The sequence below is a fragment of the Thioalkalivibrio sp. ALE16 genome (assembly GCF_000381305.1).
Lineage (GTDB): Bacteria > Pseudomonadota > Gammaproteobacteria > Ectothiorhodospirales > Ectothiorhodospiraceae > Thioalkalivibrio.
In genome coordinates this window covers 21,947-48,902 of the sequence record NZ_KB906373.1, presented here as the reverse complement: position 1 = coordinate 48,902, position 26,956 = coordinate 21,947, and the positions used below count along the sequence as shown (strand labels likewise).

Genomic DNA, 26,956 nt, shown 5'->3' with positions numbered 1-26,956 from the left:
CAGCCCCAATCATCGAGATCCCGGATAACCGCTTCGCGGTTTGCGGGATGACCGGTGGGTGGGTGCGCTCTCTCAGGACACGCACTTTGATGCTGCGTCCTTTGTTGCTGGGCCCAATTCGACCGCAGGACACTGGGCGGAAGTTTACTTTTGGTTCCCCAAGCACCGGCGCGCGGTCGGGCATCTTATTGCCAGAGGCTGGATTCGCTGATGCACCCGGCAGTTTGGGCAGGTCCGGCGCGGGCGGGGGCTTCGCCTGCAAGCAGGCTCCGACCGCCCATCGCTCGCGAACGCAGGACTCGAACGCGACCGTACGGGACAAGCGCTAGGATTACCGGGACGTCCACTGGACCCGGAAGAACCTCGCGGACACCTCACCTGTTCTGCAGCACTACGGAAATGTCAGGATTGGGATCAAGAGTTACCGGGGCGTAGAACGAGAAAGGGCCGCCCCGGATTCCCTTCCTGGACGACCCTTTTGGGGCTTCCCTGCCCCGAGGCACAAGCTAACAGAACCGATGTGGAGTTCCAGCCGCGTGGCGAACATTTCCATGAGCGGTCGATTTCGATCTCTGATCGGTAGTTTTTGCTGGAATATTTTTCTATTTCGCCGAAATCGCGGCAGCCACCCACGAGGGTCCAGCTACTCTCGATCGTGGGCCGTGGGTCGCCCCAGAGGGTCGGGGTGATGCTCACGCGGGCAGGGGCTTCGCGGCCGAGACCGCTCCTACATGGCGTGGCGTTGCCGCTTCGGTCGGGCCAGGTGAAGCGTGTGGCTCGATGCGCAGTCCGCGCGTCAGGTCTGAAACAATTGGTTGGCGGGGGCGGGTCGGCCGAGGAGGTAGCCCTGGCCGGTGGCACAGCCTTCGCGCAGCAGGAAGCTTCGCTGGGGTTCTTCCTCCACGCCTTCGGCGATCAGGTCCAGTTCCAGGGCGGCGGCCAGTGCGATGATGGCGCGGATGATGGATTCGTTGTGGCGGGAGTGGCCGATGTCGCGCACCAGGGACTGGTCGACCTTCAGGCGATGCAGCGGCAGGCGGCGCAGGTGCGCCAGGTTGGAGTAGCCCGAGCCGAAGTCGTCCATGGCCAGTCGGACCCCCAGGCTGTCCAGGCGGCGCAGGATCGCCAGGGCCCGTTCCGGGTCCTCCATGATCATGGTCTCGGTCAGTTCAACCTCGAGACGCTCCGGGGCGATGCCGTGGCGCTCGAGGGTCTCGCGCACGGTCGCAACCAGCGCCTCGTCATGGAGCTCGCGGGCCGAGAGGTTCACGGCCATCATGGGGATGTGTCGGCCCGCCGTGTCCCAGATGGCGAGCTGGCGACAGGCCGCTTCCAGCACCCAGCGGTCGATCGATACGATCAGCCCCGTCTCCTCCGCCAGCGGGATGAACTCCGCGGGGGATACCATGCCGCGGCGCGGATGGTTCCAGCGGACCAGGCTCTCCACCCCCACACACTCGCCACTGGCGAGGTCGAACTGGGGCTGGAAGTGGAGCACGAATTCCTCGTTGGCGATGGCCTGGCGCAGGTCGTTTTCCAGAAACAGTCGGTGCTCCGTCAGGGCGCCCATCTCCGGGGTGTAAGCGCACCAGCCGTCACCGCCACGGGCCCGCGCCGCCTGCATGGCCAGTTCGGCCGCGGTCAGCAGCTCCTCCCGGGTCTGGCCGTCGTCCGGGAAGCGGGCCACACCGGCGCTCACGGTGAGTACCAGGCTGCGCCCCGAGGTCTCGAAGGGGGCGCGCAGGGTATCCAGCAGGGTCTGCATGAAGGATTCCAGACCGTCGTGTTCCGGGGTCTCCGCAATCAGGCAGAATTCGTCCGCGCCGACGCGCGCGATGGTGTCCTGGGGTGTCAGCGTCTGGCCCAGGCGTTGCGCGATCCCCTGCAAGACGGTATCGCCCGCCGAGGTCCCCAGGGTCTCGTTGACGTTGCGGAAGCGGTCGAGGTCCAGCAGCACCACCCAGCGCGCCTCGCCATCGGCCATCGCGCGCTCCACCGTGTGCCCGAGGCGATCCTGCAGCAGCGTTCGGTTCGGCAGCCCGGTACGGGTATCGAAGTGCGAGATCTGGCGCAGCTGCTCCTTCTGCTCGATGCTGTCGGTCAGATCGGTCCAGGCGCCGACGATTTCCTGCTCGCCCCGACCGCTCGCGCCGGGGACCAGCCGCATCTCGTCGCGCACGTGGCGCAGCTTGCCCCAGCCATCAAACAGCCGGAATCCGCGCACCACCTCGCCGTCGGTCAGCAGCCGCTGATTCTCCTGCAGGGCACCGACCCGATCCTCGGGGTGCAGTTGCTGTTCCCACCAGCCGGGGCGCAGCGCGGCAGCCGGATCAACCCCGAACAGACGCTGAATGTTGGGACTCACCCACTGTGGCGTGAGATCCGAGGAGGCGAGCTGATAGATCACCGTCGGGCCGCTGTCGATCACATGCTCCAGCCGCTGGTTGGCGGCCGCCAGCTCCCGGGTACGTAGACGCACCTGCCAGCGCAACAGCAGTCCCGCGACCGCCAGGAGCAGCACCAGGCCCAGCGCGGAAAACAACGCCCAGCGGACCCAGCCCGGCAACCCGGGCGAATCATCCGCCAGCAGCGTCTCGGCAAGGGCCCGCTGATAGGGCGAATCCGCCAGGGGCTTCCATTGATCCAGATAGGCGTCGATCACGGCCAGGTACTCGCCATGCCGCTCCGGCGTGGCCGCGTAATAAAGGCCCACCTGGCCGAAGGTGATGGGGGTCTCCACCAGGCCGAAGGCCCTGGCATGCTGGCGACCGTAGAAGTTGTTGCTGACCGCCGCGACAGCCTCGCCTTCCCCAACCGCCGCGAGGACCGCCGGCAGGCTGGTGAAGGTGACCAGTTCGTACTCGAGGTCCGGATCGCGCATCTGCTCCTGTCGCAGATGGCTTTCCTGCACGGAGCCTTCCAGTACGGCGAGCCGCCGCGAGCCAAGCGCTTCCAGGCTGCTGAAGCCGGATTGCGGGAAGGCGTACACCTGGCTCCAGCCCTGCACGACCGGGATCTGGTGAAAGTCGAGAAACTCGTCGCGCATCTCGGTCAGGGCCACGTCCGGCATCAGGTCCAGCCGGCCCTGGCGCAGATCCAGCAGGCACTGAGCCCACTCGCAGGGGATATACTCGATCTGCCAGTGTTCGCGTCGGGCAATGGAGTCCAGCAGGTGCACGAACAGACCACCGGCCTCGCCCTGCGCGTCCACGCTGACCTTGGGCGCGTTGTCGTACACGCCTACCCGCAGTTCCGCCTCGGCGAACGCCTGCCCGGCCGGCAGCATTGCGAGCAAGCACGCGGCCGCCGCCCCCACGAGGGCCGTCCATGGCCTACGACATTGCGCCGGTTTACGGGATCGAGTCAGACCGGCGCCCGGAGGCATTGCATACTCGTCCGACACGTTAATCGAACTCCCTGGGCGGTATAGCCTCCAGCATAGTGCCACGGCTTTGATCCTGCTGCGCGCCGGCACCGGAGTCGCGCCTATTCCACCAGCACGCGATCCCGGCCGGCTGCCTTGGCCGCGTACATCAGGTTGTCCGCGCGCCCCAGCACATCGTCCAGCGTATCCCCCGCGCGGAATACCGTGATCCCGAACGAACCGGTGACCGGTACTCCCGCAATCGGCTCGGAAGCCAGGGCCGCCCGGCAGCGCTCGGCCAGCTGCTGCGCCTCGTGTGCTGAGGTCTCCGGCGCCACGATCAGGAACTCCTCCCCGCCCCAGCGGGCGACGAAGTCCGGCTCGCGCAGGTTGGCCTCCAGTCGACGCGCCACACCCTCGATCACGGCATCGCCACAGGCGTGACCATGCGCGTCGTTCACGGCCTTGAAGTGGTCGATATCCATGCCGATCACCGCGACGGGATGCCCGTAACGCGCCACGGCCGCGGCCTGGCGGTCCAGAAAGGCCTCCGCGGCCCGGCGATTCGCAAGTCCGGTCAGGGGGTCGGTGCGCGCGGCCCGCGCCATGGCCTCGGACCGGACCAGGGCATCCTTCACCGTGTCACGCATCGAGGTGGCAATACTGGCCAGCACCAGCAGCACGCCCAGGAACAGGTGCACCCGCAGCAGATAGACCGCGGTCTCGGTGGCAAGCGTCCCGTCCAGGGCCTCTCCGACCACCCCGGCCAGGGCGATGAGCGACGCAACGATCAGGATAGCCAGCCCCGCGCGCAGACCCGCGCGGTGATCCAGCATCACGAACGCCGCGAGGATCACAATCCCCACCGCCCAGTAATGGCCACCAGCCAGGACCAGAAGGCGGTCGTCCAGGGATCCCCCGGCATGAAAATGCCAGCCCAGCCGCGCGAGGACGATCGCGGCGACCAGTCCCAGCATCCAGGGTTCCAGCCGCATGAGCCAGCCGGGACGACGCCACAGGGCTAGCCACAGACCGGCCAGCAGTCCGGCGAATAGTGGATAGAGGTAGGTCAGAAAGGGATCGTCAGGGCCGCGGATCGACCAGCTCAGCAGGAAGATCGCCACCCCACCCGCCAGCGCCACCAAGTATACGAGGCGCTTGCGGCCCTGCAGTTGTGCCGCTTCGGCATGAGCACCGCCGCTGGATGGATCGTCCATCGCCTGATCCCCGATCGGACGGACGGACCGCCGCTGATGAATGGCTCCCGGGCCGACCCTCGCGCACGCCCCGGGTGCCCCGAGCATGCCGGGTGTCATCACGCGGGACAATCCCGACCACGCAAAAGGCCGCCCGGAGGCGGCCTTTTGCAGGTACTGCAATGATGGAGGCTGGGGTCGGAATCGAACCGGCGTACACGGATTTGCAGTCCGCTGCATAACCACTCTGCCACCCAGCCTGTATCGGGTGGGTTCCGGTCCGCGAACGCACGGGCATCTGCGCGGGCCGAAACAGAAAACCCCGGCGGAACCGGGGTTTCAGGAATCTGTTGGAGCGGGAAACGAGATTCGAACTCGCGACCCCAACCTTGGCAAGGTTGTGCTCTACCAGCTGAGCTATTCCCGCTCTTCGTTATCGGCGCGTATTCTACCGCAGATTCCCGGCAGGTCAATACCCGCGGTAGCCGATCGCCCCAGCGCCATGCACCGCGCGGTCAAACACCACCACCTGGTTGCGTCCGGCATTCTTCGCGACATACATCGCGGCATCCGCTGCCCGCGACAAGCCCGGTCCGTCGGCCGCATCCAGCGGAAACAGCGCAATCCCGATGCTGCAGGAGATCCGCACCTCGACGCCGTCGCAGTCGAACGGTTCGGCCAGGGCCGCCCGAATCTTCTCGCCAATCACGGCGGCCTGTGCCCGGCTCTCCTGCGCCGACTGGAAGCGCGGCAGCATCACCACGAACTCGTCCCCCGCAATGCGCGCAGCCACGTCGCTTTCGCGTATCGCACCCGCCAGACGCTGAGCCACCGCACGCAACAGGAGATCCCCAACCGCGTGGCCATACTGATCATTCACCGGCTTGAATTCGTCGAGGTCGACGAACATCAGGGCTACCGGCTGCCCGCCGCGGCGAGCCCCTGTCAGTTCGTGATCAAGGATCTGGTAAAAAAGAGTGCGATTTGGCAAGTCCGTGAGCGGGTCGTAATGAGCCAGTCTCTGCATCTGCTCCTCGGTTACCTTGCGATCAGTGATGTCACGCGCAATACCGAGGAACTCCGTCACGCGACCCTCCTCGTCCAGCACCGGCGACACGTTGCTAGTGTGCCAGCGGTAATGCCCATCCTGATGACGGATTCGATACTCGATGCCCGAGGCTTTCTGCCCCGTACGGGCGATTCCCTCGAGAAAGGCGTAGCAGGCCGGAAGATCCTCCGGCGCGACGTACTCATCAATGGCGTGGTCGATGGCATCGCTGATCGGGTACCCCAGGTTTTCGGTCCAGTTGGGCGATACGTAGCTCAGCACGCCATCGGGGCGTAGCGAGTAGATGACGTCGCTGGCCGTCTCCACGAAGGCGCGAAACTTCGCCTCGCTCTGACGCAGCGAAGCCTCCAGTTGCTTGCGCTCGGTCACCTCGGTGGCAAAGCCGGTCCAGACCACGGAGCCATCGTCGAGGCGCCGTGCGGTGTCGTAGGCGGACAGCCACATCTCGCCGCCCCCGCGACACCGCATGCGGAACTCCATGCTCGCGTGCGCCCCATGTTCCTCGGTGGCTATCGTGGATCGCACCACTCGCTCGCGGTCGTCCGGATGGATGCATTCCAGTAGCGGCGCGCCGTCAACCTTCAGTGACTCCCGGTCCACGCCGAACCAGCGCTCCACCACCTCGCCCACATAGGGGTAGACGAAATGCCCGTCCGGCCCTCTGCGCAACTGGTAGACGAAGCCGGGAAGCAGCCCCTGAAGCGCCTCCAGCGTCTGGATGTTGTCGAGGTCTAGCTGGGGACCAGGCATGGGCGTTCCCGCGGGCGACACGTGGTCGATCATCGCAGTGTATCGCCAAACCCCGGCGCAGCGGAACGCACCGTATCGCCCGGTGGGCGCGGCCTGTCCCGTGGTGTCGGGGCCACCGATGAGAAGGGATCGCGCCGCGCGTCAGTTGCTTCGCGCGGCAGCCAGCATGTACTGGATCATCGAGACCAGCGTGAGCGCCGCGGCAAGATACAACAGCCATTCGCCGATCACGAAGGTGGGGAGCCCGGCGATCGGCTCCGCCCAGAGCAACAGGAAGATCGCGACCATCTGGGCCGTGGTCTTCACCTTGCCCACCCAGGACACCGCCACCTTGGCGCTGCCGCCAATCTCCGCCATCCACTCGCGCAGCGCGGAGATCGCGATCTCGCGCCCGATGATCACGATCGCGGCCAGTGCCAGGCCCAGCCCCGGGTTGTGATCGACCACCAGCACCAGCGCCGCGGCCACGATCAGCTTGTCCGCGACCGGGTCCAGGAAGGCGCCGAACCGGCTGGTCACCTTCCAGCGCCGGGCCAGATAGCCATCCAGCCAGTCGGTCAGCCCCGCCAGGGCGAAGATGATGGCGGCGAGGACGCCGCCCAGGGGCATCGCCAGGCCATAGAACACGGCTACCAGCAAGGGGATCATTACGATCCGCGACCAGGTCAGCCAGGTGGGCAGTTGGGGGAACATGGCAGTAGCTTAAGGAAACACTGATTAATGTGCACGCTCGCGCTCGAGTCGCTTTTGCGTGCGTCTAATGCGCAGTGACCACCGTGCAGTCATTCTGCACAAGCAAACCGCAACGCCGGAGCCCCTTCGGGGTTGGCACCCCAGGTTCCCCGATCCTGCGTTGCGACGCTTGCCGGTAGAACCACTACCGGCTGCGCACCGCGCCTTGTCTCGGAAAACCTGAGGTGCCAACGCGAGCGTGCACATTAATCAGTGTTTCCTTAACTCTCGTGAAACTGGTCGTAGATCGACTGCGCGAGGCGTCGATGGATCCCCGGCACCTTGGTCAGCTCCTCGACCCCGGCCCTGCTGACGCCCCGCAGGCCGCCGAAGTGCTTCAGCAGCGCGCTGCGCCGCTTCGGCCCCAGCCCCGGAATGGCCTCCAGGGTCGATTCCTTGCGCGCCTTCGCGCGGCGGGCGCGGTGTCCGGTGATCGCAAACCGATGGGCCTCGTCGCGGATCTGCTGGATCAGATGCAGCGCGCCGGAATGCGCGGGGAGTATAGAGGGCGCCTCTACCCCGCTCAATATCAGGGTTTCCATCCCCGGCTTGCGCTCCTCACCCTTGGCCACGCCCACCACCTTGATGTGGTCCAGCCCGAGATCCGCCAGCACATTCAGCGCCTGCGTCACCTGGCCCTTGCCGCCATCGATGAACAGGATATCCGGTTCCTGGCCCTCGCCCTTCTTCAGCCGCGCAAAACGCCGGCTGAGCGCCTGATGCATGGCCGCATAGTCGTCGCCCGGCTCGATCCCCTCGATATTGAAGCGGCGGTAGTCCGACTTGATCGGCCCCTCCGGCCCGAACACCACGCAGGAGGCCACGGTGCCCTCGCCCCCGGTGTGCGAGATATCGAAGCACTCCATGCGCCGGGGTGCCTCCTCCAGCCCCAGCTCGGCGGTCAGGGCATCCAGCCGCGCGGTCTGCCCGGCCTGGCTGGCGATGCGGGTCTTCAGCGCCAGCTCGGCGTTGCGCCGCGCCATGTCCAGCCAGCGGGCCCGCTCGCCGCGCAGCGACCACGCCAGCGCGACCTTCCCGCCACGACGTTCCGCCAGAAAGGCCTCCAGTGCCTCCGCACCCTGTGGCTCGTGCGAAAGCAGGATGCGCGCCGGAGGCTCGCGTTCCGCGTAGTACTGCGCCAGCACCGCGGCCATGATCTCGTCCGTATCCGTGGCCTCGGGCACGTTGGGGAACAGCTCGCTGTTGCCGAGATTCTGGCCATTGCGCACGAAGAAGATCTCCACCGCGCAGGCCCCCGCCTCCTGCGCCAGCGCGAATACGTCGGCATCGCCCTCGCCGCCCGAGACGAACTGCTGCTCGGAGATCTGGCGCAACCGCGCGATCTGGTCGCGCAGGCGCGCCGCGTGCTCGAAATCCAGGCGCGCGGAGGCCGCCTCCATGCGCTCCATCAATTCCGCGACCACCGCCTCGCTCTTGCCCTCGAGGAACTTGACCGAAGCCTCCACGTCGCGGGCGTAGTCCTCCGGCTCGATGTAGCCGACACAGGGGGCGGTGCAGCGCCCGATCTGGTATTGCAGGCAGGGGCGGGAACGATGCGCGAACACACTGTCCTCGCACTGGCGCACCTGGAACAGCTTCTGCAGCAGCGCCAGGCTCTCGCGCACCGCCCCGGCCGAGGGGTACGGCCCGAAGTAGCGAACGCCCTTCTTGCGCGCACCACGGTGGAACCCCAGCCGCGGGTACTCCTGGTTGGAGACGTAGATGTAGGGGTAGCTCTTGTCGTCCCGCAGCAGCACGTTATAGCGCGGCCGGTGGCGCTTGATCAGGTTGGCCTCCAGCAGCAGGGCCTCGGCCTCGGTGTGCGTCACCGCCACACGGATATCCGCGATCTGCCGCACCATCGAGCGGATGCGCGGGCCGCGGTCATCGCTGCCACGGAAATAGCTGGCCACCCGGCTCTTCAGGTTTCGCGCCTTGCCGACATACAGCACCGCCCCCGACGCATCCAGCATCTGGTACACGCCGGGGGACTGCGTCAGCGACTGCAGAAAGGCCTTGTGATCGAATCCGGTCTCGGGGGTACTCATGATCGCATCAGGATACCGGAACTGCCCCCTCGCCCGGCATAGGCCTCGTGCGCGACCGATCCTGTTCGGGATATCCTTCAAGCCAATCTCTAATGTCACTCCGCCAGCCGAGGCGGCGCACCAAGAGGGTCGAACCATGGACATCGCCGATCAGATCTATGAAGAGGTTAAGCGCCTGCCCGAACCCCTTTCGCGCGAAGTGCTGGATTTCATTGGTTATCTGGAATCCAAGCACGGATTGAGTGACACGCCCGGCGAAGACATCAAGAAAGCCCAGGAAACTGCTCTCGGATCGATCTGGGAAAACCCCGAGGACGAGGTCTGGGATGACCGCTGAGCCGGGAGCTATCGTTGCCATCCCCTTTCCCTTTTCGGACCTGACCACTCGAAAACGCCGGCCTGTCCTTGTCCTTTCCGCGATCGATCGATTCGGCGATTTCGCTGCGCTCGCCGTAACATCGTCGCCAAACCAGACTCATGCAATAGAAGTGAACCCGAACATGTTGCTGGAGGGTTCACTTCCCAAGCCCAGCTGGGTTCGCTACGACAAGATATTCACGCTCAGTAGCCGTTTGATCACTCATCAATACGCGAAGCTCGACGCACAAACCGTTGATGGGATCCGGGCGCATTTCTGCCGCCATTTCCATTGCCCGTAGGCGGGGAGCTCGGCCCTGCCCGTAAACTGACCGATTGCCACGGCCCCTGCGGGGCCTCGCAATGACAGGGGAAGCACAGCGTCATCGCGAGGGCCGCAGGTGCGTGGCGATCCGGGTGGCCACCCCGGACGCAGGCCCTGAGGGCACCGGGCAGACCTTCCGGGCCGGAAGGCTAACCGAGGTGGCCGCGGATCCGGGCGAACAGCTCGTGGAACATCGCCGGGGTCAGGCGCCGGGTCTGCGTGTTGTAGCGCGAGCAGTGGTAGGAGTCGATCAGGCAGGTGTGCGCGTCCAGCTCGTGCTCGGCGCCGTGGGCGAAGCGCAGGCTGGACAGCGGCAGACCCTTGGCCCGGAGGATGGCGTCGTGGGCGATCTTGCCCAGCGCCAGAATCACCCGCGGCCGCATCGCCGTCATCTCGGCCGCAAGGAAGCCGTTGCAGGTGCGGATCTCTTCGGTGGTCGGCTTGTTCTGTGGTGGCAGGCACTTGACCGCGTTGGTGATGCGGCAGTCGACCAGTTCCAGGGCATCGTCCACGCGCGTGCTCTCCGGTGCGCTGGCAAAGCCGTGTTCGTGCAGGGTCTGGTACAGCAGCACCCCCGCGTAGTCGCCGGTGAACGGGCGCCCGGTGGCATTGGCCCCGTGCATGCCGGGTGCCAGACCGACGATCAGCAGCCGCGCATCCAGCGGGCCGAAGGACGGCACGGGCGCCGCGTGGTATTCGGGATGTTTCGCCCGCACGTCCTCCAGAAAGGCCGCCAGCCGCGGGCAGGAACGGCAGTCCGGCGCGAAGATTTCGTGGGGCTCAGGAGGCATCCGACCACTCGCGGTAGGGGTTCCGGGCCAATTCGGTGTTGTAGTAGCGCGGGTCGTGCGAGACCTCGTCGCCCAGCCACTCGGGACGCGGGAACTCGGCATCGCTGCTCGGGAGCTCCAGTTCCGCGACGATCAGCCCGGCGTTGGCGCCTTCGAACACGTCGATCTCGTACTCCCAGCCCTGGACGTCCACCCAGTACCGGGTCTTTTCCACCTGCGGTCCGGCAAGGGTATCCAGCAGGCGATGCGCCTCGTCCACCGGGATGTCGTACTGGTATTCGTCGCGCTCCACGCCGAGGGTCGCGCTCTTGATGTTGAGGTTGGCCCCCTCCTCGTCCACCCGCACGCGGATGGAGGCGCGATCGTTGCCACACAGGTAGCCCTGGCGCATGTACTGCGAGCGCACCACGCCTTCGCGCCAGGCATCACTGGCCAGCAGGAACTTGCGTTCGATCTCGCGCCCCATGTCGTCGACTCCCGTCTTGCGGCGAACCGCCGCATGAATCCTGTGGGAGCCTGCCTGTAGGCGAAGCCCCCGCCCAAGTCGGATGCGTGCGCTACATCCGGATCAGCGCGGAACCCCAGGTGAAGCCGCCGCCGAAGGCCTCGGTCAGGATCAGGTCGCCCCGCTTGATGCGGCCATCGCGCACGGCGGTGTCCAGCGCCAGCGGGATCGAGGCGGCCGAGGTATTGCCGTGGCGGTCCACCGTGACCACCACGTTGTCCATGGACATGTTCAGCTTCTTCGCGGTCGCCTGGATGATGCGGATATTCGCCTGATGCGGCACCAGCCAGTCCAGTTCGGACTTGTCGATGCCGTTGTATTCCAGAGTCTCGTCAACGATCTGGTCCAGTGTGTTCACCGCGACCCGGAAGACCGCGCGGCCCTCCATGCGGATGAATTCCAGATCGGGATTGTCATTCGGCTGGGAGACGCCACCCGGGACCTCCAGCAGGCCCTTGTGATGGCCGTCGGCATGCAGGTGGGTGGAGATAATTCCCGGGTCGGGGGAGCGCGACAGCACCACAGCCCCCGCGCCATCGCCCCACAGGATGCAGTTGCCGCGGTCGGTGTAGTCGGTGATGCGCGAAAGCGTCTCGGCCCCGACCACCAGCACATGGCGGATCTCGTCGCTCTGCATGAAGCGGTCGGCGGTCGCCAGCGCGTACACAAAACCGCTGCACACCGCCTGGATGTCGAACGCCGGACAGCCGCCCACGCCCAGCTTGGCCTGCAGGATGCACGCCGTGCTGGGGAAAATCTGGTCCGGGGTCGTGGTCGCCACCAGGATCAGGTCGAGATCGGCGGCCCGAATGCCGGCGGCATCCAGCGCCCTTTCCGCGGCCTTCAGCGCCAGGTCCGAGGTGACCTCGTTCTCCGCCACGATGTGGCGCTCGCGGATGCCGGTGCGTTCGCGGATCCAGGCATCCGAGGTGTCGACCATCGCCTCCAGTTCGGCATTGGTCAGGATGCGCTCGGGCAGGTAGCTGCCGGTGCCGCTGATACGTGCATGCTTCACTCGCTGTTCTCCTGCCCAAGGAGCTGGCCCAGCTGCTTGTCGATCCGCCGCGAGATGTTCGCCTCCGCCTCGATGCGAGCGATGCGGATCGCATGCTCGAAGGCGAGTTCGTCGGCACTCCCGTGGCTCTTGATGACCACGCCCTGCAGGCCCAGCAGCGAGGCCCCGTTGTAGCGGCGGTGATCGAAGCGATGACGCAGCCGCCGCAGCACCGGCAGGGCGAACAGTCCAGCCAGACGTGAATACAGCGAGGCCCGGAATTCCGCCTTCATGTTCGAGGAGATCATCTTGGCGACGCCCTCGCTGACCTTCAGCGCGACATTGCCCACGAACCCGTCGCAGACGACCACGTCCACATCGCCGCAGTAGACGTCGTTGCCCTCGACAAAGCCGATGTAATTGAGGCTGGATGCCTCCAGCATGCGCCCGGCCTCGCGCACCCGGTCGTTGCCCTTGATCGCCTCGGAGCCGATGTTGAGCAGCCCCACGCGCGGGGCCTCCAGGCCGTCCACGGCGTTCGCCAGCACCGAGCCCATCACCGCGAACTGGTAGAGGTGCGCGGCCTCGACATCCACGTTCGCGCCCAGATCGAGCATGTGGGTGTGCCCATCCATCGACGGCAACGCCGTGGCGATGGCCGGGCGGTCGATACCGGGGAGGGTCTTCAGCACATAGCGCGCGGTCGCCATCAGCCCGCCGGTGTTGCCGGCGGAGACACAGGCCTGGGCCGTGCCATTCTTGACCTGGTCGATGGCCACGCGCATGGAGGAGTCGCGCTTGGTGCGCAACGCCACCGCCGGCAGTTCCTCCATGCCCACGACCTGACTGGCGTGCACGATGTCGACGCGCTCGCGTTCACTGGCCGACCAGCCGGAGAGGCCCGATTCGATGGTGTCCTGGTCGCCCACCAGCAGCAGGCGGAAGTCGTCCGCCACCTTGAGTGCGCGACGCGCCGCTGGCAGTACGACGGGGGCGCCGTGGTCACCGCCCATCACGTCCAGTGCGATGGTGAAGCTGGCAGTCATGCTCGAGTCCGACGACCGGCCGGGACAGAGCCGGATTCAAACGCGGAAAGGCCACGGTGCAAGCGCAGCCGTGGCCCCGGGACGGTCATTACCCGGACCTTAATCTTCGTCTTCGTCGACTTCGACGTCCTGCTGGATCACCTGGCGACCGCGATAGAAGCCATCGGGGGTCACGTGGTGACGGCGGTGGATCTCGCCGGTCGTCGGATCGGTGGACAGGGTGGCGCCCGTCAGCCCGTCATGGGAGCGGCGCATGTCACGCTTGGAACGGGTCTTGCGGCGTTGCTGAACAGCCATGATGCATCTCCAGATTGATCAGATTCCCGTGGCGACGGGAGTGAGCCCGGTATCAAAACGGGCGCAAGTATAACGGTTCGGCGGGGGCAATGCCCCGACCGCGTTCGCTTCACGGGTCGTCCCGGTCCGGGCCGCCCCCCTTTTTCAGTTGTTCCAGCACGGCAAACGGGTTCTCGCCGCGTTCGCCTTCGGTGAACTCGGGCGCCGCCGCCGGCTCGCAATCCGCGTGGCGCGGCACCAGCGGCCACGCCAGCAGGATCTCTTCCTCGATCCATGCCGCGGGGCGCAGCAGGCCGTCGGCCTCGAGTTCGACAAAATCGTCGTCCTCGCTCATGCCGGCCGGCGTGCCCTCCGCCGGCAGCAGCACCGCATCCGCCTCCAGACGGAATTCCCACGCCAGCGGCTGCAGGCAGCGCTGGCAGGTCTGCCACAGCTCGCCGCTGATCACCCCGCTCAGACGCATCTCGTCCAGTGTCCCGCGTTCCAGCAGGAACTTCGCGTGCACCCGCAGCGGGTGTCCCGGCAACGCGTCGGCGCGCAGTCGCGGCAGGTCTTCGGGACGCAGGTCGCCCTCGAATTCGAGGTGCCGGGCACGCGGTTGCCACGGGTCCAGAGAGACGGGGATACGACTCATAACAAACTCTTGGGAAAACCGTTCGGGCCTCCCCGGAACGAGGGCGCGGAATATACGCGCGCGCGGGCGATCTGTCAAAGGGAAACAGAAACTTGCAGCCACCCCGAACGACGTCGATACTCGAGAAGTCATCGACCTGTCCGGGACCTTCCGTTTGATTCGCAAGCTGCTCATTGCCAACCGGGGCGAGATCGCCGTGCGCCTGATCCGGGCCTGCAGCGAACTGGGCATCATCTCGGTCGCCGTGTACACGGACGCCGACCGCCACGCCCTGCATGTAAAGAAGGCGGACGAGGCCTACGCCATCGGCCCCGACTCCATGGGCGGGTACCTCAGTATTCACCGTCTGATCAGCGTCGCGCGCGCCGCCAGCTGCGACGCCATCCACCCGGGCTATGGCTTCCTCTCGGAGAACCCCGACTTCGCCGCCGCCTGCGCCGCGCGTAACCTGATCTGGGTCGGCCCGGACGCCACGGTCATCCGACGCATGGGCGACAAGGTCGCCGCACGCCGGGCGATGATCGAGGCCGGTGTGCCGGTCACGCCCGGCTCCGAGGGCAACCTGGAGGACGTCGCGGCCGCGCTCGATGTCGCCGAGCGCATCGGCTACCCGGTAATGCTGAAGGCCACCTCCGGCGGCGGCGGACGCGGGATCCGCCTGTGCGAGGATGCGCGCGCCCTGGAGCACAACTTCGAACGCGTGCGCTCGGAGGCCACCCGCGCCTTTGGCAGCACCGAGATCTTCCTGGAGAAGGCCGTGGTCAATCCGCGGCATATCGAGGTGCAGATCCTGGGCGATACCCACGGCCAGGCGATCCACCTGTTCGAGCGCGACTGCTCGGTCCAGCGGCGCCACCAGAAGCTGGTGGAGATCGCGCCCTCCCCGCAGTTGACCGACGCCCAGCGCGACCATCTGGGCGAGCTGGCCGTGCGAGCCGCGAAGGCCGTCGGCTATCAGAACGCGGGGACCGTCGAGTTCCTGATGGACTCGAACGATTCCTTTTATTTCATGGAGATGAACACCCGTCTTCAGGTAGAACATCCGGTGACCGAGATGATCACCGGGGTGGACATCGTGCAGGAGCAGCTGCGCATCGCCGCCGGCGAACCCCTGCGCTATGCCCAGTCCGACATCACCCGGCGCGGCTACGCGATGGAGTTCCGCATCAACGCGGAGGATCCGAAGAACGACTTCCTGCCGAGCTTCGGCCGCATCACCCGCTACTTCGCCCCGGGAGGACCGGGCGTGCGCACCGACGGGGCGATCTACACGGGCTACACCATCCCGCCGCATTACGACTCGATGTGCGCCAAGCTGATCTGCTGGGCCCTGGAGTGGGATGACCTGCTGGCCCGCGCCAACCGTGCGCTACGCGATATGGGCGTATTCGGCGTCAAGACGACCATCCCCTTCCACCTGGCGATCGTCGACCACCCGGTGTTCCGCAGCGGCCACTTCGACACCGGATTTGTCGCGGCGCACCCCGAGCTCACGCACTTCCCCGGCAAGCGTTCCGATCGCCAGCTCGCGGTGGCCGTCGCGGCCGCCCTCGCCGCTCACCACGGGTTGTAGACCGCAGCCCGCCGCACGGACACCGGAATGACCATGGATCGAGTTCACATCACCGATGTCACCCTGCGCGATGGCCACCAGAGCCTGATCGCCACGCGCATGCGCACCGAGGACATGCTGCCGATCTGCGAGCACATGGACGCCATTGGCTTCCACTCGCTGGAGGTCTGGGGCGGCGCGACCTTCGATGCCTGCGTGCGCTTCTTGAAGGAAGACCCCTGGGAGCGCCTGCATCAGCTGAAGGCCGCGCTGCCGAACACCCCGCTACAGATGCTGCTGCGCGGCCAGAACCTGCTGGGCTACCGCCATTACGCCGACGACGTGGTCCGCGCCTTCGTCGAGCGCTCGGTCGCCGGCGGCATCGACATCATCCGCATCTTCGACGCGATGAACGACGCCCGGAACCTGCGCACCGCGATCGAGGCCACCCGCGAGGCCGGAGGCCATGCCCAGGGCACACTTTGCTACACCACTGGCCCGGTACATTCGGCCACACAATTCGTCGCCCTGGGACGCGAGCTGGTCGCCATGGGCGCGCAGAGCATCGCAATCAAGGACATGGCCGGGCTGCTCACGCCGACCGCCACCCGCGAGCTGGTCACCGAACTGGTGGAGGCCCTGGACGTGCCGATCCACCTGCATGCCCACGCCACCTCGGGGCTGTCCGAGCTGTGCCACTGGGAGGCCATCGCGGCCGGTTGCCGGCATATCGAGACCGCGATCTCCGCCTTCGCCGGCGGTACCAGCCACCCGCCGACCGAGAGCATGGTCGCCGCACTGTCCGGTACCGGGTACGACACCGGGCTGGACCTCGTCGCGCTGCAGCGGATCGGGATGTACTTCCACGAGGTGCGCAAGAAGTACCAGCGCTTCGAGAGCGAATACACCGGCATCGACACCCGCGTACAGGTCAACCAGGTGCCCGGCGGGATGATCTCCAACCTGGCCAACCAGTTGCGCGACCAGAACGCACTGGATCGCTTCGACGCGGTACTGGAAGAGATCCCCCGGGTGCGCGAGGACCTCGGCTACCCGCCACTGGTGACGCCCACCTCGCAGATCGTCGGGACGCAGGCGGTGATGAACGTACTGGCCGGCGAGCGCTACAAGACCATCACCAACGAGGTGAAGCAGTACCTGACCGGGCACTACGGCCGAGCACCGGGCCCCATCAACGCCGTGGTGCGGCAACAGGCCATCGGGAATGCCGAGGTCATCGACAGCCGGCCGGCCGACCTCCTGCCCCCGGAGATGGACTCGCTGGCCGCCGAGATCGGCGAACTGGCCCGCGGGCCGGAGGACGTGCTGACCTTCGCCCTGTTCCCCGAGGTGGGGCGCCAGTTCCTGCAACAACGCCACGACGGCACGCTCGAGCCGGAACCGCTGAACCTCCCGGAGAACACCCAGGCGGGCTGCCCGGCCCCGGTGGAGTTCAACGTGACCTTCCACGGCGAGACCTACCACATCCAGGTAACCGGCTCCGGCCACCATCGGGAGGACACTCGTCCGATGTACGTGACGGTCGACGGCATGCCGGAAGAGGTCCAGATCGAGACCCTGGATACCATCGAGACCGCCAGTGGTGGCCATGCCGCGCCGAGCGGGGGTGGGAGCCGCAAGAAGTCGCGGCGCGCGACCCGCCCCGGCGACGTCACCACGTCGATGCCCGGTACCATCATCGACGTCCTGGTGGCCGAGGGCGACCACGTGGAGGCCGGGCAGCCGGTGCTGGTGCTGGAGGCCATGAAGATGGAATCCGAGATCGCCGCCCCCGTGTCCGGCACCGTCACTGCGGTGAACATCGCCAAGGGCGCGGCCGCCAATCCCGACGATGCGCTGATCGAAATCGACAACGCCGATGACTGAGACCGCGCGCAAACTGGTCCTCGCCTCCACCTCGCCCTACCGCGCCGAACTGCTCGGGCGTCTGCGCCTGCCGTTCGAGACCGCCCGCCCGGAGGTGGACGAGACCCCCCGGCCTCACGAGCGTCCCGACGCCATGGTGACCCGCCTCGCCGAGGCCAAGGCCCGCGCCGTGGCCGATGCCTATCCCGACCACCTGGTGATCGGCTCCGACCAGAACGCCAGCCACGCCGACAGCATCCTCGGCAAGCCGGGCGACACAGGCCGCGCGGAGGCTCAGCTCGCGGCCCTGTCGGGCAAGACGGTGACCTTCCACACGGGCCTTTGCCTGCTGGATACCGCCAGCGGGCAGGCGCGGACCGGCGAAGTCCCGTTTACCGTGACCTTTCGCGAACTGACCCCGGAGGAGATCCACCACTACGTGGCACTCGAGCAGCCGCTGGACTGCGCCGGCAGCTTCAAGTCGGAAGGGCTGGGCATCAGCCTGTTCGCGCGCATGCAAGGCGACGACCCGACCGCGCTGGTCGGCCTGCCGCTGATCACCCTCGGCGAGTGGCTGCGCGAGGCGGGCATCGCCGTCCCGCCCCGGCCCGCCTGAACCGGCCGCTCGGCCCAGAGCCGGGGCCGGGGCCGGGACCTACCCCCAATGCTGCCTTGGATTATGGCTAGGGAGACACTGATTGAATCGCGCGTTCGCGCTCGAGTCGCTTTTGCGTGCGAACAAGGCGCGGTGACTGCCGTGCAGTCATTCTGCACAAGGGAACCGCAACGCCGTGCGCGCGCCCGTTTTTGATCAACAACGGGCGGCCGAGCCCCTGCATTGAATGATTTGTGGGGTTGGCACCCCAGGTTCCCCGATCCTGCGTTGCGCCACTTGCGGGTAGAACCACTACCCGCTGCGCACCGCGCCTTGTCTCGGAAAATCTGGGGTACCAACGCGCACGCGCGATTCAATCAGCGTCTCCCTAGGATCTGCACGACGGCACCGCGCCCGGTGTGGAACTGCCCCTCGAGTACGTCGCGTTCGCGCTCCACGGCTTCCTCGAATTCGAGCCCGTCCAGCTCCTCGACCAGCGCGTCCCGCGTCATCATCAGTTCGGCCGTAGGCGGCCCGCCCGTCCCCCATTCCAGCTGCGCCGGGGTGTAGGCCTCGAGGATGAACACCCCGCCGGGTCGCAGCCCGGCAACCACCCCGGCATGCAGACGACGCCGGATCGGCGGCGGCACATGGCAGAAGATGGAGGTAATCAGATCCCAGGAGTTCGGCTCGATCGCGTAATCCGCGAGATCCGCCACCAGGGTCTCGATCTGTACGCCGCGGTCCTCTGCCAGACGCTGGGCCTTCTGCAGGCCAACGGCGGAGCTGTCCACCGCCAGCACCTCGAAGCCCTGCTGCGCCAGGAAGACGGCGTTGCGGCCTTCTCCCTCGCCCAGGCACAGGGCCTTCCCAGGTGGCACGTTGGCCACCGCGGTACGCAGGAAATCATTCGGCTCGGTGCCATAGACATACTCATCCGCCGCGTAGCGCTCGTCCCACATTCATCGTCTCCTCACGGTTGCAGCCAGGGTCCATCGGTCCACGCGTTTTACCACGCGCGGGGCAGAGACACAGGCTCCTGGGGAAACACTGATTAATGCACGCGCTCGCGCTCGAGTCGCTTTTGCGTGCGAACAAGGCGCGGTGACTGCCGTGCAGTCATTCTGCACAAGGGAACCGAAACGCCGTGCGCGCGCCCGTTTTTGATCAACAACGGGCGGCCGAGCCCCGACTTTCACTAGCTTGTGGGGGTTGGCACCCCAGGTTCCCCGATCCTGCGTTGCGCCGCTTGCGCGGTAGAACCGCTACCCGCTGCGCGACGCGCCTTGTCTCGGAAAACCTGGGGTGCCAACGCGAGCGGGTGCATTAATCAGTGTTTCCCTAGCGGGCGCGATTGCCGGAATGCGGCCTTTACCCTACTCTTGCGCCTCCCCGAGCACTGCGACGACTCCCGACACCATGAGCGAGACCCCCACGCTGCGCACGCGCCTGGAAGGCTTCATCGAGGCCCGGCTGACCCAGCGCTTCATCATCGGCCTGATCCTGCTGAACGCCCTGACCCTGGGGCTCGAGACCTCGGATACCGTGATGGGTTGGATGGGGCCGGTCATCCTGGCCGCGGACGCGATCATCCTGTCGCTCTTCACCGCCGAGGTGCTGGCCAAGCTGTTCGTCTACCGCCTGGCTTTCTGGCGCAACCCGTGGAACGTGTTCGACTTCTTCGTGGTGGGGATCGCGCTGATCCCCGCCTCCGGGCCATTCTCGGTGCTGCGCGTGCTGCGTCTGCTGCGCCTGGTGTCCATGGTGCCGAAGCTGCGCTTCATCGTGGAGGCGCTGCTACGGGCCATCCCCGGCATCGTCTCCATCATCGGACTGCTGCTACTGATCTTCTACGTGTTCGCGATCATCGCCACCGGATTGTTCAGCGAATCCTTTCCGCAGAAATTCGGCACCCTCGGCGCCACCATGTACAGCCTGTTCCAGGTAATGACGCTGGAGGGCTGGTCCGAGGATATCGCCCGCCCGGTGATGGAGGTCTACCCCTGGGCCTGGATATTCTTCGTGCCGTTCATCCTGATCGCCACGTTCACCGTGCTGAACCTGTTCATCGCGATCATCGTGGACGCCATGCAGCGCATGCATGATCGCGCGATGGAGATCGAACAGCAGATGATCCACGACAGCGTGCACGAGGAGAACCAGGCCCTGCACGCGGAGATCCACGAGATCCAGCAGGAAACCGTCAAGCTGCAGGAACGCCTGATCCGCATGCAGAACATGCTGGAGAAGCGGGTGAAGTAAGCGCCTTTGCGTGCCCCAATGGGCCCCGTCATTGCCGGACGTACAGCCTCGTGCTTCAATATCAGAAAATGAAGCACACCTGAGGGGCGCCATGAAAGAGCTCAACGTCCGCGAGATGCGGGCCTCCATTGGGCACCTGGACGAAATCGTACAGGCGTCCGGCGAAATTACCATCACCCGTCACGGAAAACCCATTGCACGCGTCCTCCCCGTGCGTCGCGGGCGTCAGCGTCCCGACCACCACGAGCTTCGCCAACGCACCGCGCAACTGATTCCCTCGGAGACCCTCCTCAGGGAAGAGCGCGATGAGCGCGGATGAACGGTGCTACCTCGACACCAGTGCCCTGGCCAAGTGGTACCTGAACGAACCGGGCTCCGAGGCCTTTGTCGACTACCTGCAAAAAGTCGACGTCGCCATCATCAGTCGGCTGGTGGCCACGGAACTGCGGTCCCTGCTCGCACGGCGCCGGCGTATGGGCGAACTGCCGCAGGAGCTGGAAACGATCATCTTCGCCACCTTCCAGGACGACATCTCCAGTGCCTCGTTACAGCTCTATCCCTTCGATGATTCACTCTTCGAGGAAGCGACCAACCTGATCACCCGCTACCCCGAACACCCACTGCGGACACTGGACGCACTGCACATCGCAACCGCGCGGCATCACGAGTTTCCAGTCATCGCCACCGCAGACAACGTGCTGGCGGACGCGGCTTCATCGATGGGCCTGACCGTTCGTCGATTCTGACGCCTCCGGCACCCGACGCGCGGGAGAAGCGGGTAAAGCAAAGAGCCCGGGAAGGAACCCGGCTGCGGCGCTCCGGCGCGGGCAGGGGCTTCGCCGCCAAGGCGGCTCCTACAAGACCACATCCCACCCCGGTAGGAGCCTGCTTGCAGGCGAAGCCCCTGCCAAAGCCAGCCCCACCTCAACGACCGGTGCCTGCACTGCGCTCAACGCCCCGCCTGCGCGCCCTCGGACGCACAGGAGGCCGCGGGATCAGGCGTTAACGGCGGCCGGTTCGGTGGCGCGTTCGCCCAGGCGGCGGCCGGTGGCGTTCAGCACGGCCTGCAGCGTGGCAGCGGTCGTGTCCTCGCCCAGAGCGACGCCGACCGAGCGTTCGCCGTCCACCTGCACGTCCACCGCGGCCATGGCCCGCGCCTCGGTGCCGGACTCCATCGCGTGCTCGTCGAAGTGGCTGACCTTCACCTCCACTCCGCGCTCGGCCTGCATCGCGGCGGTCAGGGCCTCGACCGCACCGTGACCCTCGCCCTGCAGGCGCGACTCGCGCCCGGGCGGGCCCATGGTCGCGTCCAGGCGCACCACCGGGCCTTCCTTCTCGATCTCGTAGCGCACCAGATCCCAGCCGGCGACCGGCGTCAGGTAATGCTGCTCGAACAGCTCGTGGATGCGCTTTGACGAGACCTCGATCTGCGAGGCCTCGGCATCCTTCTGCACGATGCGGGCGAACTCGATCGCCAGCCAGCGCGGCACCTCGATACCGTAATCGCGTTCCAGCACATGCGCCACGCCGCCCTTGCCGGACTGGCTGTTGATGCGCACGACCTCCTCGTAGCGCCGGCCCAGATCGCCCGGATCGATCGGCAGGTAGGGCACGTTCCAGTGGCCGCCCTGCTCCTTGTAGTGCGCCAGGCCCTTGCGGATCGCATCCTGGTGGCTGCCGGAGAAGGCGGTATAGACCAATTCGCCCGCCCACGGATGGCGCGGGTGGATGGGCATGTCGGTGCACTCCTTGTACACCTCCATCAGCCGTTCCATATCGGACAGGTCGATGGTCGGGTCGATCCCCTGCGAATACAGGTTCATGCCGACGGTGACCAGGTCCATGTTGCCGGTGCGCTCGCCGTTGCCGAACAGCGTGCCTTCCAGGCGGTCGGCCCCGGCCAGCAGGCCCAGCTCGGCCGCGGCCACGCCGGTGCCGCGGTCGTTGTGCGTATGCAGCGACACGCAGAAGTGCTCGCGGTACTGCACGTGGTCGCAGAACCACTCGACCTGATCGGCGAAGACATTCGGCGTGGCCGACTCGACCGTGGCCGGCAGGTTGATCACCACCTTCTGGCCCTGATCCGGGCGCCAGATCGCGTTCACCGCATCCACGACCTCGACCGCGTAGTCCAGCTCGGTGGTGGAGAAGCTCTCCGGCGAGTACTGGAAGATCCAGTCCGTCTGCGGGTATTGCGCCGCATAGTCACGCACCCAGCGCGCGCCGTTCTCGGCGATGCCGCGGATGCCGGCGCGGTCCATGCGGAACACCTGCTCGCGCTGCGCCGGGTTGGTGGAGTTGTACACGTGCACCACCGCGCGCGGTGCGCCCTCCAGCGCCGCGAAGGTCTTCTGGATCAGATCCTCGCGCGCCTGCGTCAGCACCTGGATATACACGCCCTCGGGGATGCGGTCTTCGTCGATCAGGCGGCGGGTGAAGTCGTAGTCGATCTGCGAGGCAGAGGGGAACCCGATCTCAATCTCGGTCAGGCCGATATCCACCAGCACCTCGAAGAAGCGCATCTTCTGCTCGACGCTCATCGGGTGCACCAGCGCCTGGTTGCCGTCGCGCAGGTCCACCGCGCAGAAACGCGGCGCAACCGTGGTGCGCTTCGCCGGCCAGCGGCGATCCGCCTTGTCGATCGGCGGGAACGGGGCATATTTGGTGTGATCGAAGGCCATGGTGCGCATCTCCTGTAAGGGCGCGGCCCGGGCCGTACAATCGGCCGCCGCGCTGAGGATTTCTGTCTGTGCATTATCCTAACGCATTCATCCGGGCATAACCTTGCGTTTTTCCCTATCAAGGCCTTAGGAGGGATCTATCATTGCGCATTAATGCTCAATATGCGCAATAATCCACCTATGAAACCGCAACCGCACTCACTGGACCGCTATGACCGCCGCATCCTCGAAATCCTGCAGGAGGACGCGAGCCTGTCGAACCAGGCCCTGGCCGAACGCGTCGGACTCAGTGCCTCCCCCTGCCTGCGCCGCGTCCGCGCGCTGGAGCAGGCCGGTATCCTGCTGCGCCGCGTGGCGCTGCTGGACCGGCGCCGCCTGGGGCTGGAACTGACCGCCCTGATCCACATCGGCATGGACCGCCACACCCCGGAACGCTTCGCACATTTCGAGGAGACCGTGGCCGGCTACCCCGAGGTGCAGCACTGCTACCTGATCACCGGCCAGTCCGCCGACTACATGCTGCAGGTCGTGGTCCCCGACATGGACGCCTACCAGGACTTCCTGCTGCGGCGCATCACCCGCCTGGAGGGCGTGGACAGCGTGCACTCCAGCTTCGTCCTGCGCCGCGTCGTCGACCGCACCGCCCTGCCACTCGACTACACCCCCACCTGAAACGTCTTAAAACCCAGGGCAAATTCACCACGAAGCGCACGAAGGCACGAAGAAGTTCAAGGGCGATTCACAGGAAGGCTGGAAGGTTAGAAGGCTTTGATGGTGAAGCGTGATGGCAGGCAGACATATGGGGAGCGCTGACTGAATCGTACGCCCCTAAAGTGGCCGCTTCCCAGCATTGCCCTGGTAGCGCCCGTCATGGCCCCTCTATCTTCCAGCCTTCTCTTCTTCCTGTAGACCGTTTTTGACCTGGATCTTGACCTTCTTCGTGCCTTCGTGGGCTTCGTGGTGAATCCGCCCTTGCCCTGCGGCGAGCCCTCCGGATACTGTATATATAGACAGATACCGGAGGGCGCCTTGTGTCGCTTACTGAACGCCAGCAGGCCATCCTCGACTACATCACCGAGACCGTCGCCAACCAGGGCACGGCACCGACCCGCAGCGAGATCGCCCGGGCCTTCGGCTTTCGCTCACCCTACGCGGCCGAGTGCCACCTGAAGGCGCTGGCAAAAAAGGGCGCCATCGAACTGCTGGGCGGCACCTCCCGCGGCATCCGCCTGCCGGGCGCGGTGCGCAGCACACCGCGCGAGCTGCCCCTGGTCGGGCGCGTCGCCGCCGGACTGCCCATCCTTGCCACCGAACACATCGAGCGCCACTACCGGGTCGACGACGCCCTGTTCCGTGCCCACCCCGACTACCTCCTGCGCGTGCATGGCGAGAGCATGCGCGACGCCGGCATCCTCGACGGCGACCTGCTGGCCGTGCGCCAGACCCCGGAGGCCCGGCCCGGTCAGATCGTGGTTGCCCGCATCGAGGACGAGGTCACCGTAAAGCGCTTCGCGCAGGACGGCCCGCGGGTGCGCCTGCTCCCGGAGAACCCCGACTTCGCCCCCATCGAGATCGACCTGGAGCGCCAGGAACTGGCCATCGAGGGGGTCGGCGTGGGCGTTCTGCGCGATCTCGACCCCCAGGCCTGAGTTATGGGCGCGCTGGATACCCTGCTCGACCATCCGGCCCTCTGGCGCGGACGCAGCGCCACCCCGGCCCCGGATGCCCCGGTCTGGCCCAGCGGCCACGCGGAACTCGACCGGGCCCTGGGCGGGGGCTGGCCACGCGGCCAGCTGGTCGAACTGCTGGGCGCCCCGTTCGGCTGCGGCGAGACCCGGCTGCTGGTCCCCATGCTGACCGCCTGCGGCCAGGACGACTACTGGATCGCGGTGATCGCGCCACCGGCTACCCCCTGGCTGCCGGGCTGGCAGACCCTGGGCATCCCGCCGGAGCGGGTACTGCTGATCCACACCGAGCACGATCGCGACACCCTTTGGGCCGGCGAGCAGTGTCTGCGCGACCCGGCCTTCGGCGTGCTGCTCGCCTGGCTGCGCCGTCCCGTGGAGACAGCCCTGCTGCGCCGGCTACGCCTGGCCGCCAGCGAGAGCCGGGCCTGCGCCGTCCTGTACCGGCCGCCGGACGCCGCGGCCCAGCCCTCGCCGGCCCATCAGCGCCTGCGCTGGCAGGCCGCGGCCACCGGCCTGGAACTGCACTGCCTGAAGGGGGCCGGCCACTGGGCCCGCTCCGGCCAGCCTCTGTGGATTCCCGAAGCACCGGGGGCCTGAAATGGGCCAGCCCGCCCGCCCCGCGCGCGCAGCCACACCCCCCGAACCTGCCCGGCAGCAACTGAGCCTGCTGCCGGCGGCGCCCGCCCCCGCGCCCACTCCCCGGCCACCGGAGGCACGCCCCGCCAGTGCCACCCGGGCGCGGCGGGAACACTGGATGGCCATCGAGCTGCCGCACCTCGCGCTGGAGTCCCTGGCCCGGGCGGGACCGGAGCCGGAGCGATTGCAGCGCCCCCTGCTGGTGGTGACGTCCGGCGCGGCACCCCGGGTGCACACCGCCAACCGTGCGGCGCGGCGCGCCGGTGCGCGACCCGGCATGGCGCTGGGGGATGCGCTGGCCGTGCTGGATACCCCGGAACTGGTCGAACATGACCCGGACGCCCTGCGGACCCAGCTGGAGATGCTGGCCGGCGTACTGCTGCGGTTCTCCGACCATGTGCACCCGGAACCGGAGGTCCACCGTATCCTGGTGGAGGTCGGACGCAGCCGCCGCCTGTTCGGCGGCCTGGAGGCGTTGCGCCAGCAGGCGCAGGACACCCTGGCCGGCCTGGGTTTCCATCCCCGCATCGGGCTGGGGCGCAGCCCCGCCGCCGCGCGCCTGCTGGCGCACCTGCGCAACCCCGCGATCGCGGAGGACCCCGAGAGCCTGCGCCGACTGCTGACACCCGTGCCGCTGGAGGCCCTGCCGCTGGCCGACGCCACCCGCGAAGGCCTGCGCGCCTTGGGCCTGCGCCAGCTGGGCGACCTGCTGCGCCTGTCACGCGCCGAGCTGGCCCGGCGCCACGGACCGGAACTGCTGGACCTGCTGGATCACCTGCTGGCCCGACGCGTGGAGACCCTGCCCCGCTTTGCGCCACCTCCGGTGCTGGATTTGCCCCTGCGCCTGGAGCACGAGATCCACGCCACCACGGCCCTGGCCTTCCCGCTCAAACGGCTGCTGCGCCAGGCCGAGGCCCAGTTGCGCGGCCTGAACCGCAGCCTGCAGGGGATGACCCTGGAACTGACACATCGCGAGGCGCGCACCCGGCTGACGCTGGAACGCGGACAGCCGGGCATGCGCGCCGACGAATGGCTACCCCTGTGGCAGACTCGTCTGGAGCGCGAAACCCTGCCGGAGGCCGTCATCGGCCTGCGCCTGCGGGCATCCCGCCTGCTGGATCCCCCGGACCGGGGCGACAGCCTGCTGGCCGGGGACCCGGCGAGCACGCCACCGGCGGATCAGCTGCCCGCGGTCCTGGCCCGACTGCGCGCCCGCCTGGGCGAGCCGGCGGTCACCCGCCTGGTCAACCGCCGCACCCCAAGGCCGGAGGAGGCCCAGGGATCACGCCACGATCTCGCCGTTACTCCGGCCCCGGTCGCCCCGACACCGGGCCAGCGCACCGTCGGGGCGGCCCTGTGGCTGCAGGGCCCCGACCCCGCCACCCCGCCCGACCAGCCGCAATGGCTGGGGCGGCTGGAAGACGGCTGGTGGGACCATGGCCAGGATGCACGGCGCGACTACGCCCGGGCACTCGATCGCCAGGGCCGCCGGCTCTGGCTGTATCGCTGCCTGCGCAGTGGCCAGTGGTATCGCCAGGGTTACTGGGGCTGAATCCGCGCCGGATACG

25 protein-coding genes and 2 tRNA genes are annotated in these 26,956 nt (G+C 67.0%); 12 read left to right on the top strand and 15 right to left on the bottom strand.

The window, feature by feature from the left end:
• Positions 1–796 precede the first annotated feature (796 nt).
• From F627_RS0113725 to uvrC, 7 genes are all read right to left on the bottom strand, one after another.
• A complete protein-coding gene (locus F627_RS0113725; protein WP_019584368.1) occupies positions 797–3,286 on the bottom strand; it encodes an EAL domain-containing protein in 2,490 nt (829 codons plus the stop codon).
• A gap of 200 nt (positions 3,287–3,486) precedes the next feature.
• Positions 3,487–4,581, bottom strand: coding sequence for a diguanylate cyclase (locus F627_RS0113720; RefSeq protein ID WP_019584367.1), 1,095 nt, complete (start codon positions 4,579–4,581; stop codon positions 3,487–3,489).
• A 165-nt stretch (positions 4,582–4,746) separates the two neighbouring features.
• A tRNA-Cys gene (locus tag F627_RS0113715) sits at positions 4,747–4,820 on the bottom strand.
• A 91-nt stretch (positions 4,821–4,911) separates the two neighbouring features.
• Positions 4,912–4,987, bottom strand: a tRNA-Gly gene (locus tag F627_RS0113710).
• 42 nt (positions 4,988–5,029) lie between these two features.
• Entirely contained in the window at positions 5,030–6,379 is a 1,350-nt protein-coding gene (locus tag F627_RS0113705) for a sensor domain-containing diguanylate cyclase (RefSeq protein WP_019584366.1), read from the bottom strand.
• A 141-nt stretch (positions 6,380–6,520) separates the two neighbouring features.
• A complete protein-coding gene (pgsA, locus tag F627_RS0113700) occupies positions 6,521–7,072 on the bottom strand; it encodes a CDP-diacylglycerol--glycerol-3-phosphate 3-phosphatidyltransferase (RefSeq protein ID WP_018866180.1) in 552 nt (183 codons plus the stop codon).
• A 260-nt stretch (positions 7,073–7,332) separates the two neighbouring features.
• Positions 7,333–9,159: an excinuclease ABC subunit UvrC gene (uvrC, locus tag F627_RS0113695; RefSeq protein WP_018866179.1), complete on the bottom strand. Its 1,827-nt coding sequence runs from the start codon at positions 9,157–9,159 to the stop codon at positions 7,333–7,335.
• 136 nt (positions 9,160–9,295) lie between these two features.
• Between uvrC and F627_RS0113690 the strand changes: the two genes are divergently transcribed.
• Both F627_RS0113690 and F627_RS16700 read left to right on the top strand, forming a co-directional pair.
• Positions 9,296–9,496, top strand: a complete 201-nt coding sequence (locus F627_RS0113690; RefSeq protein WP_018866178.1) for a DUF2281 domain-containing protein — start codon at positions 9,296–9,298, stop codon at positions 9,494–9,496.
• On the top strand, positions 9,486–9,818 hold the full coding sequence (locus F627_RS16700; RefSeq protein WP_081630766.1) for a type II toxin-antitoxin system PemK/MazF family toxin: 333 nt from the start codon (positions 9,486–9,488) through the stop codon (positions 9,816–9,818). Before F627_RS0113690 ends, F627_RS16700 begins: the two co-directional genes overlap by 11 nt.
• Before the next feature lie 172 nt (positions 9,819–9,990).
• On the opposite strand, the gene F627_RS0113685 is transcribed toward F627_RS16700, so the two are convergent.
• The 6 genes from F627_RS0113685 to F627_RS0113660 form a co-directional block, all read right to left on the bottom strand.
• Positions 9,991–10,632 carry a uracil-DNA glycosylase gene (locus F627_RS0113685; protein ID WP_018881151.1) on the bottom strand — a complete coding sequence of 214 codons (642 nt, stop codon included), beginning with the start codon at positions 10,630–10,632 and terminating at the stop codon, positions 9,991–9,993.
• On the bottom strand, positions 10,622–11,098 hold the full coding sequence (locus F627_RS0113680; protein WP_018880375.1) for a CYTH domain-containing protein: 477 nt from the start codon (positions 11,096–11,098) through the stop codon (positions 10,622–10,624). Before F627_RS0113680 ends, F627_RS0113685 begins: the two co-directional genes overlap by 11 nt.
• A 91-nt stretch (positions 11,099–11,189) precedes the next feature.
• Complete coding sequence (locus F627_RS0113675; RefSeq protein ID WP_018866174.1) at positions 11,190–12,152, bottom strand: beta-ketoacyl-ACP synthase III; 963 nt, start codon at positions 12,150–12,152, stop codon at positions 11,190–11,192.
• Positions 12,149–13,177 carry a phosphate acyltransferase PlsX gene (gene plsX, locus F627_RS0113670; protein ID WP_019584365.1) on the bottom strand — a complete coding sequence of 343 codons (1,029 nt, stop codon included), beginning with the start codon at positions 13,175–13,177 and terminating at the stop codon, positions 12,149–12,151. The genes F627_RS0113675 and plsX overlap by 4 nt, the downstream gene beginning before the upstream one ends.
• Before the next feature lie 99 nt (positions 13,178–13,276).
• Positions 13,277–13,474: a 50S ribosomal protein L32 gene (rpmF, locus tag F627_RS0113665; RefSeq protein ID WP_017942094.1), complete on the bottom strand. Its 198-nt coding sequence runs from the start codon at positions 13,472–13,474 to the stop codon at positions 13,277–13,279.
• 109 nt (positions 13,475–13,583) lie between these two features.
• Positions 13,584–14,108 carry a DUF177 domain-containing protein gene (locus F627_RS0113660; protein ID WP_018876407.1) on the bottom strand — a complete coding sequence of 175 codons (525 nt, stop codon included), beginning with the start codon at positions 14,106–14,108 and terminating at the stop codon, positions 13,584–13,586.
• A gap of 154 nt (positions 14,109–14,262) precedes the next feature.
• On the opposite strand from F627_RS0113660, the gene F627_RS0113655 reads away from it, so the two are divergent.
• The 3 genes from F627_RS0113655 to F627_RS0113645 are packed head-to-tail and all read left to right on the top strand — an operon-like array spanning position 14,263 to position 18,142.
• Positions 14,263–15,681 carry an acetyl-CoA carboxylase biotin carboxylase subunit gene (locus F627_RS0113655; protein ID WP_019584364.1) on the top strand — a complete coding sequence of 473 codons (1,419 nt, stop codon included), beginning with the start codon at positions 14,263–14,265 and terminating at the stop codon, positions 15,679–15,681.
• Between the two features lie 33 nt (positions 15,682–15,714).
• Complete coding sequence (gene oadA / locus F627_RS0113650) at positions 15,715–17,547, top strand: sodium-extruding oxaloacetate decarboxylase subunit alpha (protein WP_019584363.1); 1,833 nt, start codon at positions 15,715–15,717, stop codon at positions 17,545–17,547.
• Positions 17,540–18,142 carry a nucleoside triphosphate pyrophosphatase gene (locus F627_RS0113645; RefSeq protein WP_019584362.1) on the top strand — a complete coding sequence of 201 codons (603 nt, stop codon included), beginning with the start codon at positions 17,540–17,542 and terminating at the stop codon, positions 18,140–18,142. The genes oadA and F627_RS0113645 overlap by 8 nt, the downstream gene beginning before the upstream one ends.
• Before the next feature lie 356 nt (positions 18,143–18,498).
• On the opposite strand, the gene F627_RS0113640 is transcribed toward F627_RS0113645, so the two are convergent.
• Positions 18,499–19,083, bottom strand: a complete 585-nt coding sequence (locus tag F627_RS0113640; RefSeq protein WP_019584361.1) for a bifunctional 2-polyprenyl-6-hydroxyphenol methylase/3-demethylubiquinol 3-O-methyltransferase UbiG — start codon at positions 19,081–19,083, stop codon at positions 18,499–18,501.
• Between the two features lie 457 nt (positions 19,084–19,540).
• Here F627_RS0113640 and F627_RS0113635 point away from each other — a divergent pair, with 457 nt between their 5' ends.
• The 3 genes from F627_RS0113635 to F627_RS0113625 all read left to right on the top strand — a co-directional run bounded on the left by F627_RS0113635 (position 19,541) and on the right by F627_RS0113625 (position 21,129).
• Entirely contained in the window at positions 19,541–20,383 is an 843-nt protein-coding gene (locus tag F627_RS0113635; RefSeq protein WP_018877572.1) for an ion transporter, read from the top strand.
• Positions 20,384–20,474: 91 nt separating this feature from the next.
• Complete coding sequence (locus F627_RS0113630; RefSeq protein WP_017942101.1) at positions 20,475–20,702, top strand: type II toxin-antitoxin system Phd/YefM family antitoxin; 228 nt, start codon at positions 20,475–20,477, stop codon at positions 20,700–20,702.
• The gene (locus tag F627_RS0113625) at positions 20,689–21,129 is read left to right on the top strand and encodes a type II toxin-antitoxin system VapC family toxin (protein ID WP_018880370.1); all 441 of its coding nucleotides are present in this window, start codon (positions 20,689–20,691) and stop codon (positions 21,127–21,129) included. The genes F627_RS0113630 and F627_RS0113625 overlap by 14 nt, the downstream gene beginning before the upstream one ends.
• 249 nt (positions 21,130–21,378) lie before the next feature.
• Here F627_RS0113625 and F627_RS0113620 read toward each other — a convergent pair whose 3' ends face one another.
• Entirely contained in the window at positions 21,379–23,064 is a 1,686-nt protein-coding gene (locus tag F627_RS0113620; RefSeq protein WP_026280896.1) for a 2-isopropylmalate synthase, read from the bottom strand.
• A 180-nt stretch (positions 23,065–23,244) separates the two neighbouring features.
• Here F627_RS0113620 and F627_RS0113615 point away from each other — a divergent pair, with 180 nt between their 5' ends.
• From F627_RS0113615 to F627_RS0113600, 4 genes are all read left to right on the top strand, one after another.
• Complete coding sequence (locus tag F627_RS0113615; protein ID WP_019584360.1) at positions 23,245–23,736, top strand: Lrp/AsnC family transcriptional regulator; 492 nt, start codon at positions 23,245–23,247, stop codon at positions 23,734–23,736.
• 359 nt (positions 23,737–24,095) lie between these two features.
• Positions 24,096–24,713: a transcriptional repressor LexA gene (gene lexA, locus F627_RS0113610; RefSeq protein ID WP_018877574.1), complete on the top strand. Its 618-nt coding sequence runs from the start codon at positions 24,096–24,098 to the stop codon at positions 24,711–24,713.
• A gap of 3 nt (positions 24,714–24,716) precedes the next feature.
• Entirely contained in the window at positions 24,717–25,349 is a 633-nt protein-coding gene (imuA, locus tag F627_RS0113605) for a translesion DNA synthesis-associated protein ImuA (protein ID WP_018877575.1), read from the top strand.
• A gap of 157 nt (positions 25,350–25,506) precedes the next feature.
• Positions 25,507–26,940, top strand: coding sequence for a DNA polymerase Y family protein (locus F627_RS0113600; protein WP_019584359.1), 1,434 nt, complete (start codon positions 25,507–25,509; stop codon positions 26,938–26,940).
• Positions 26,941–26,956: the final 16 nt, after the last annotated feature.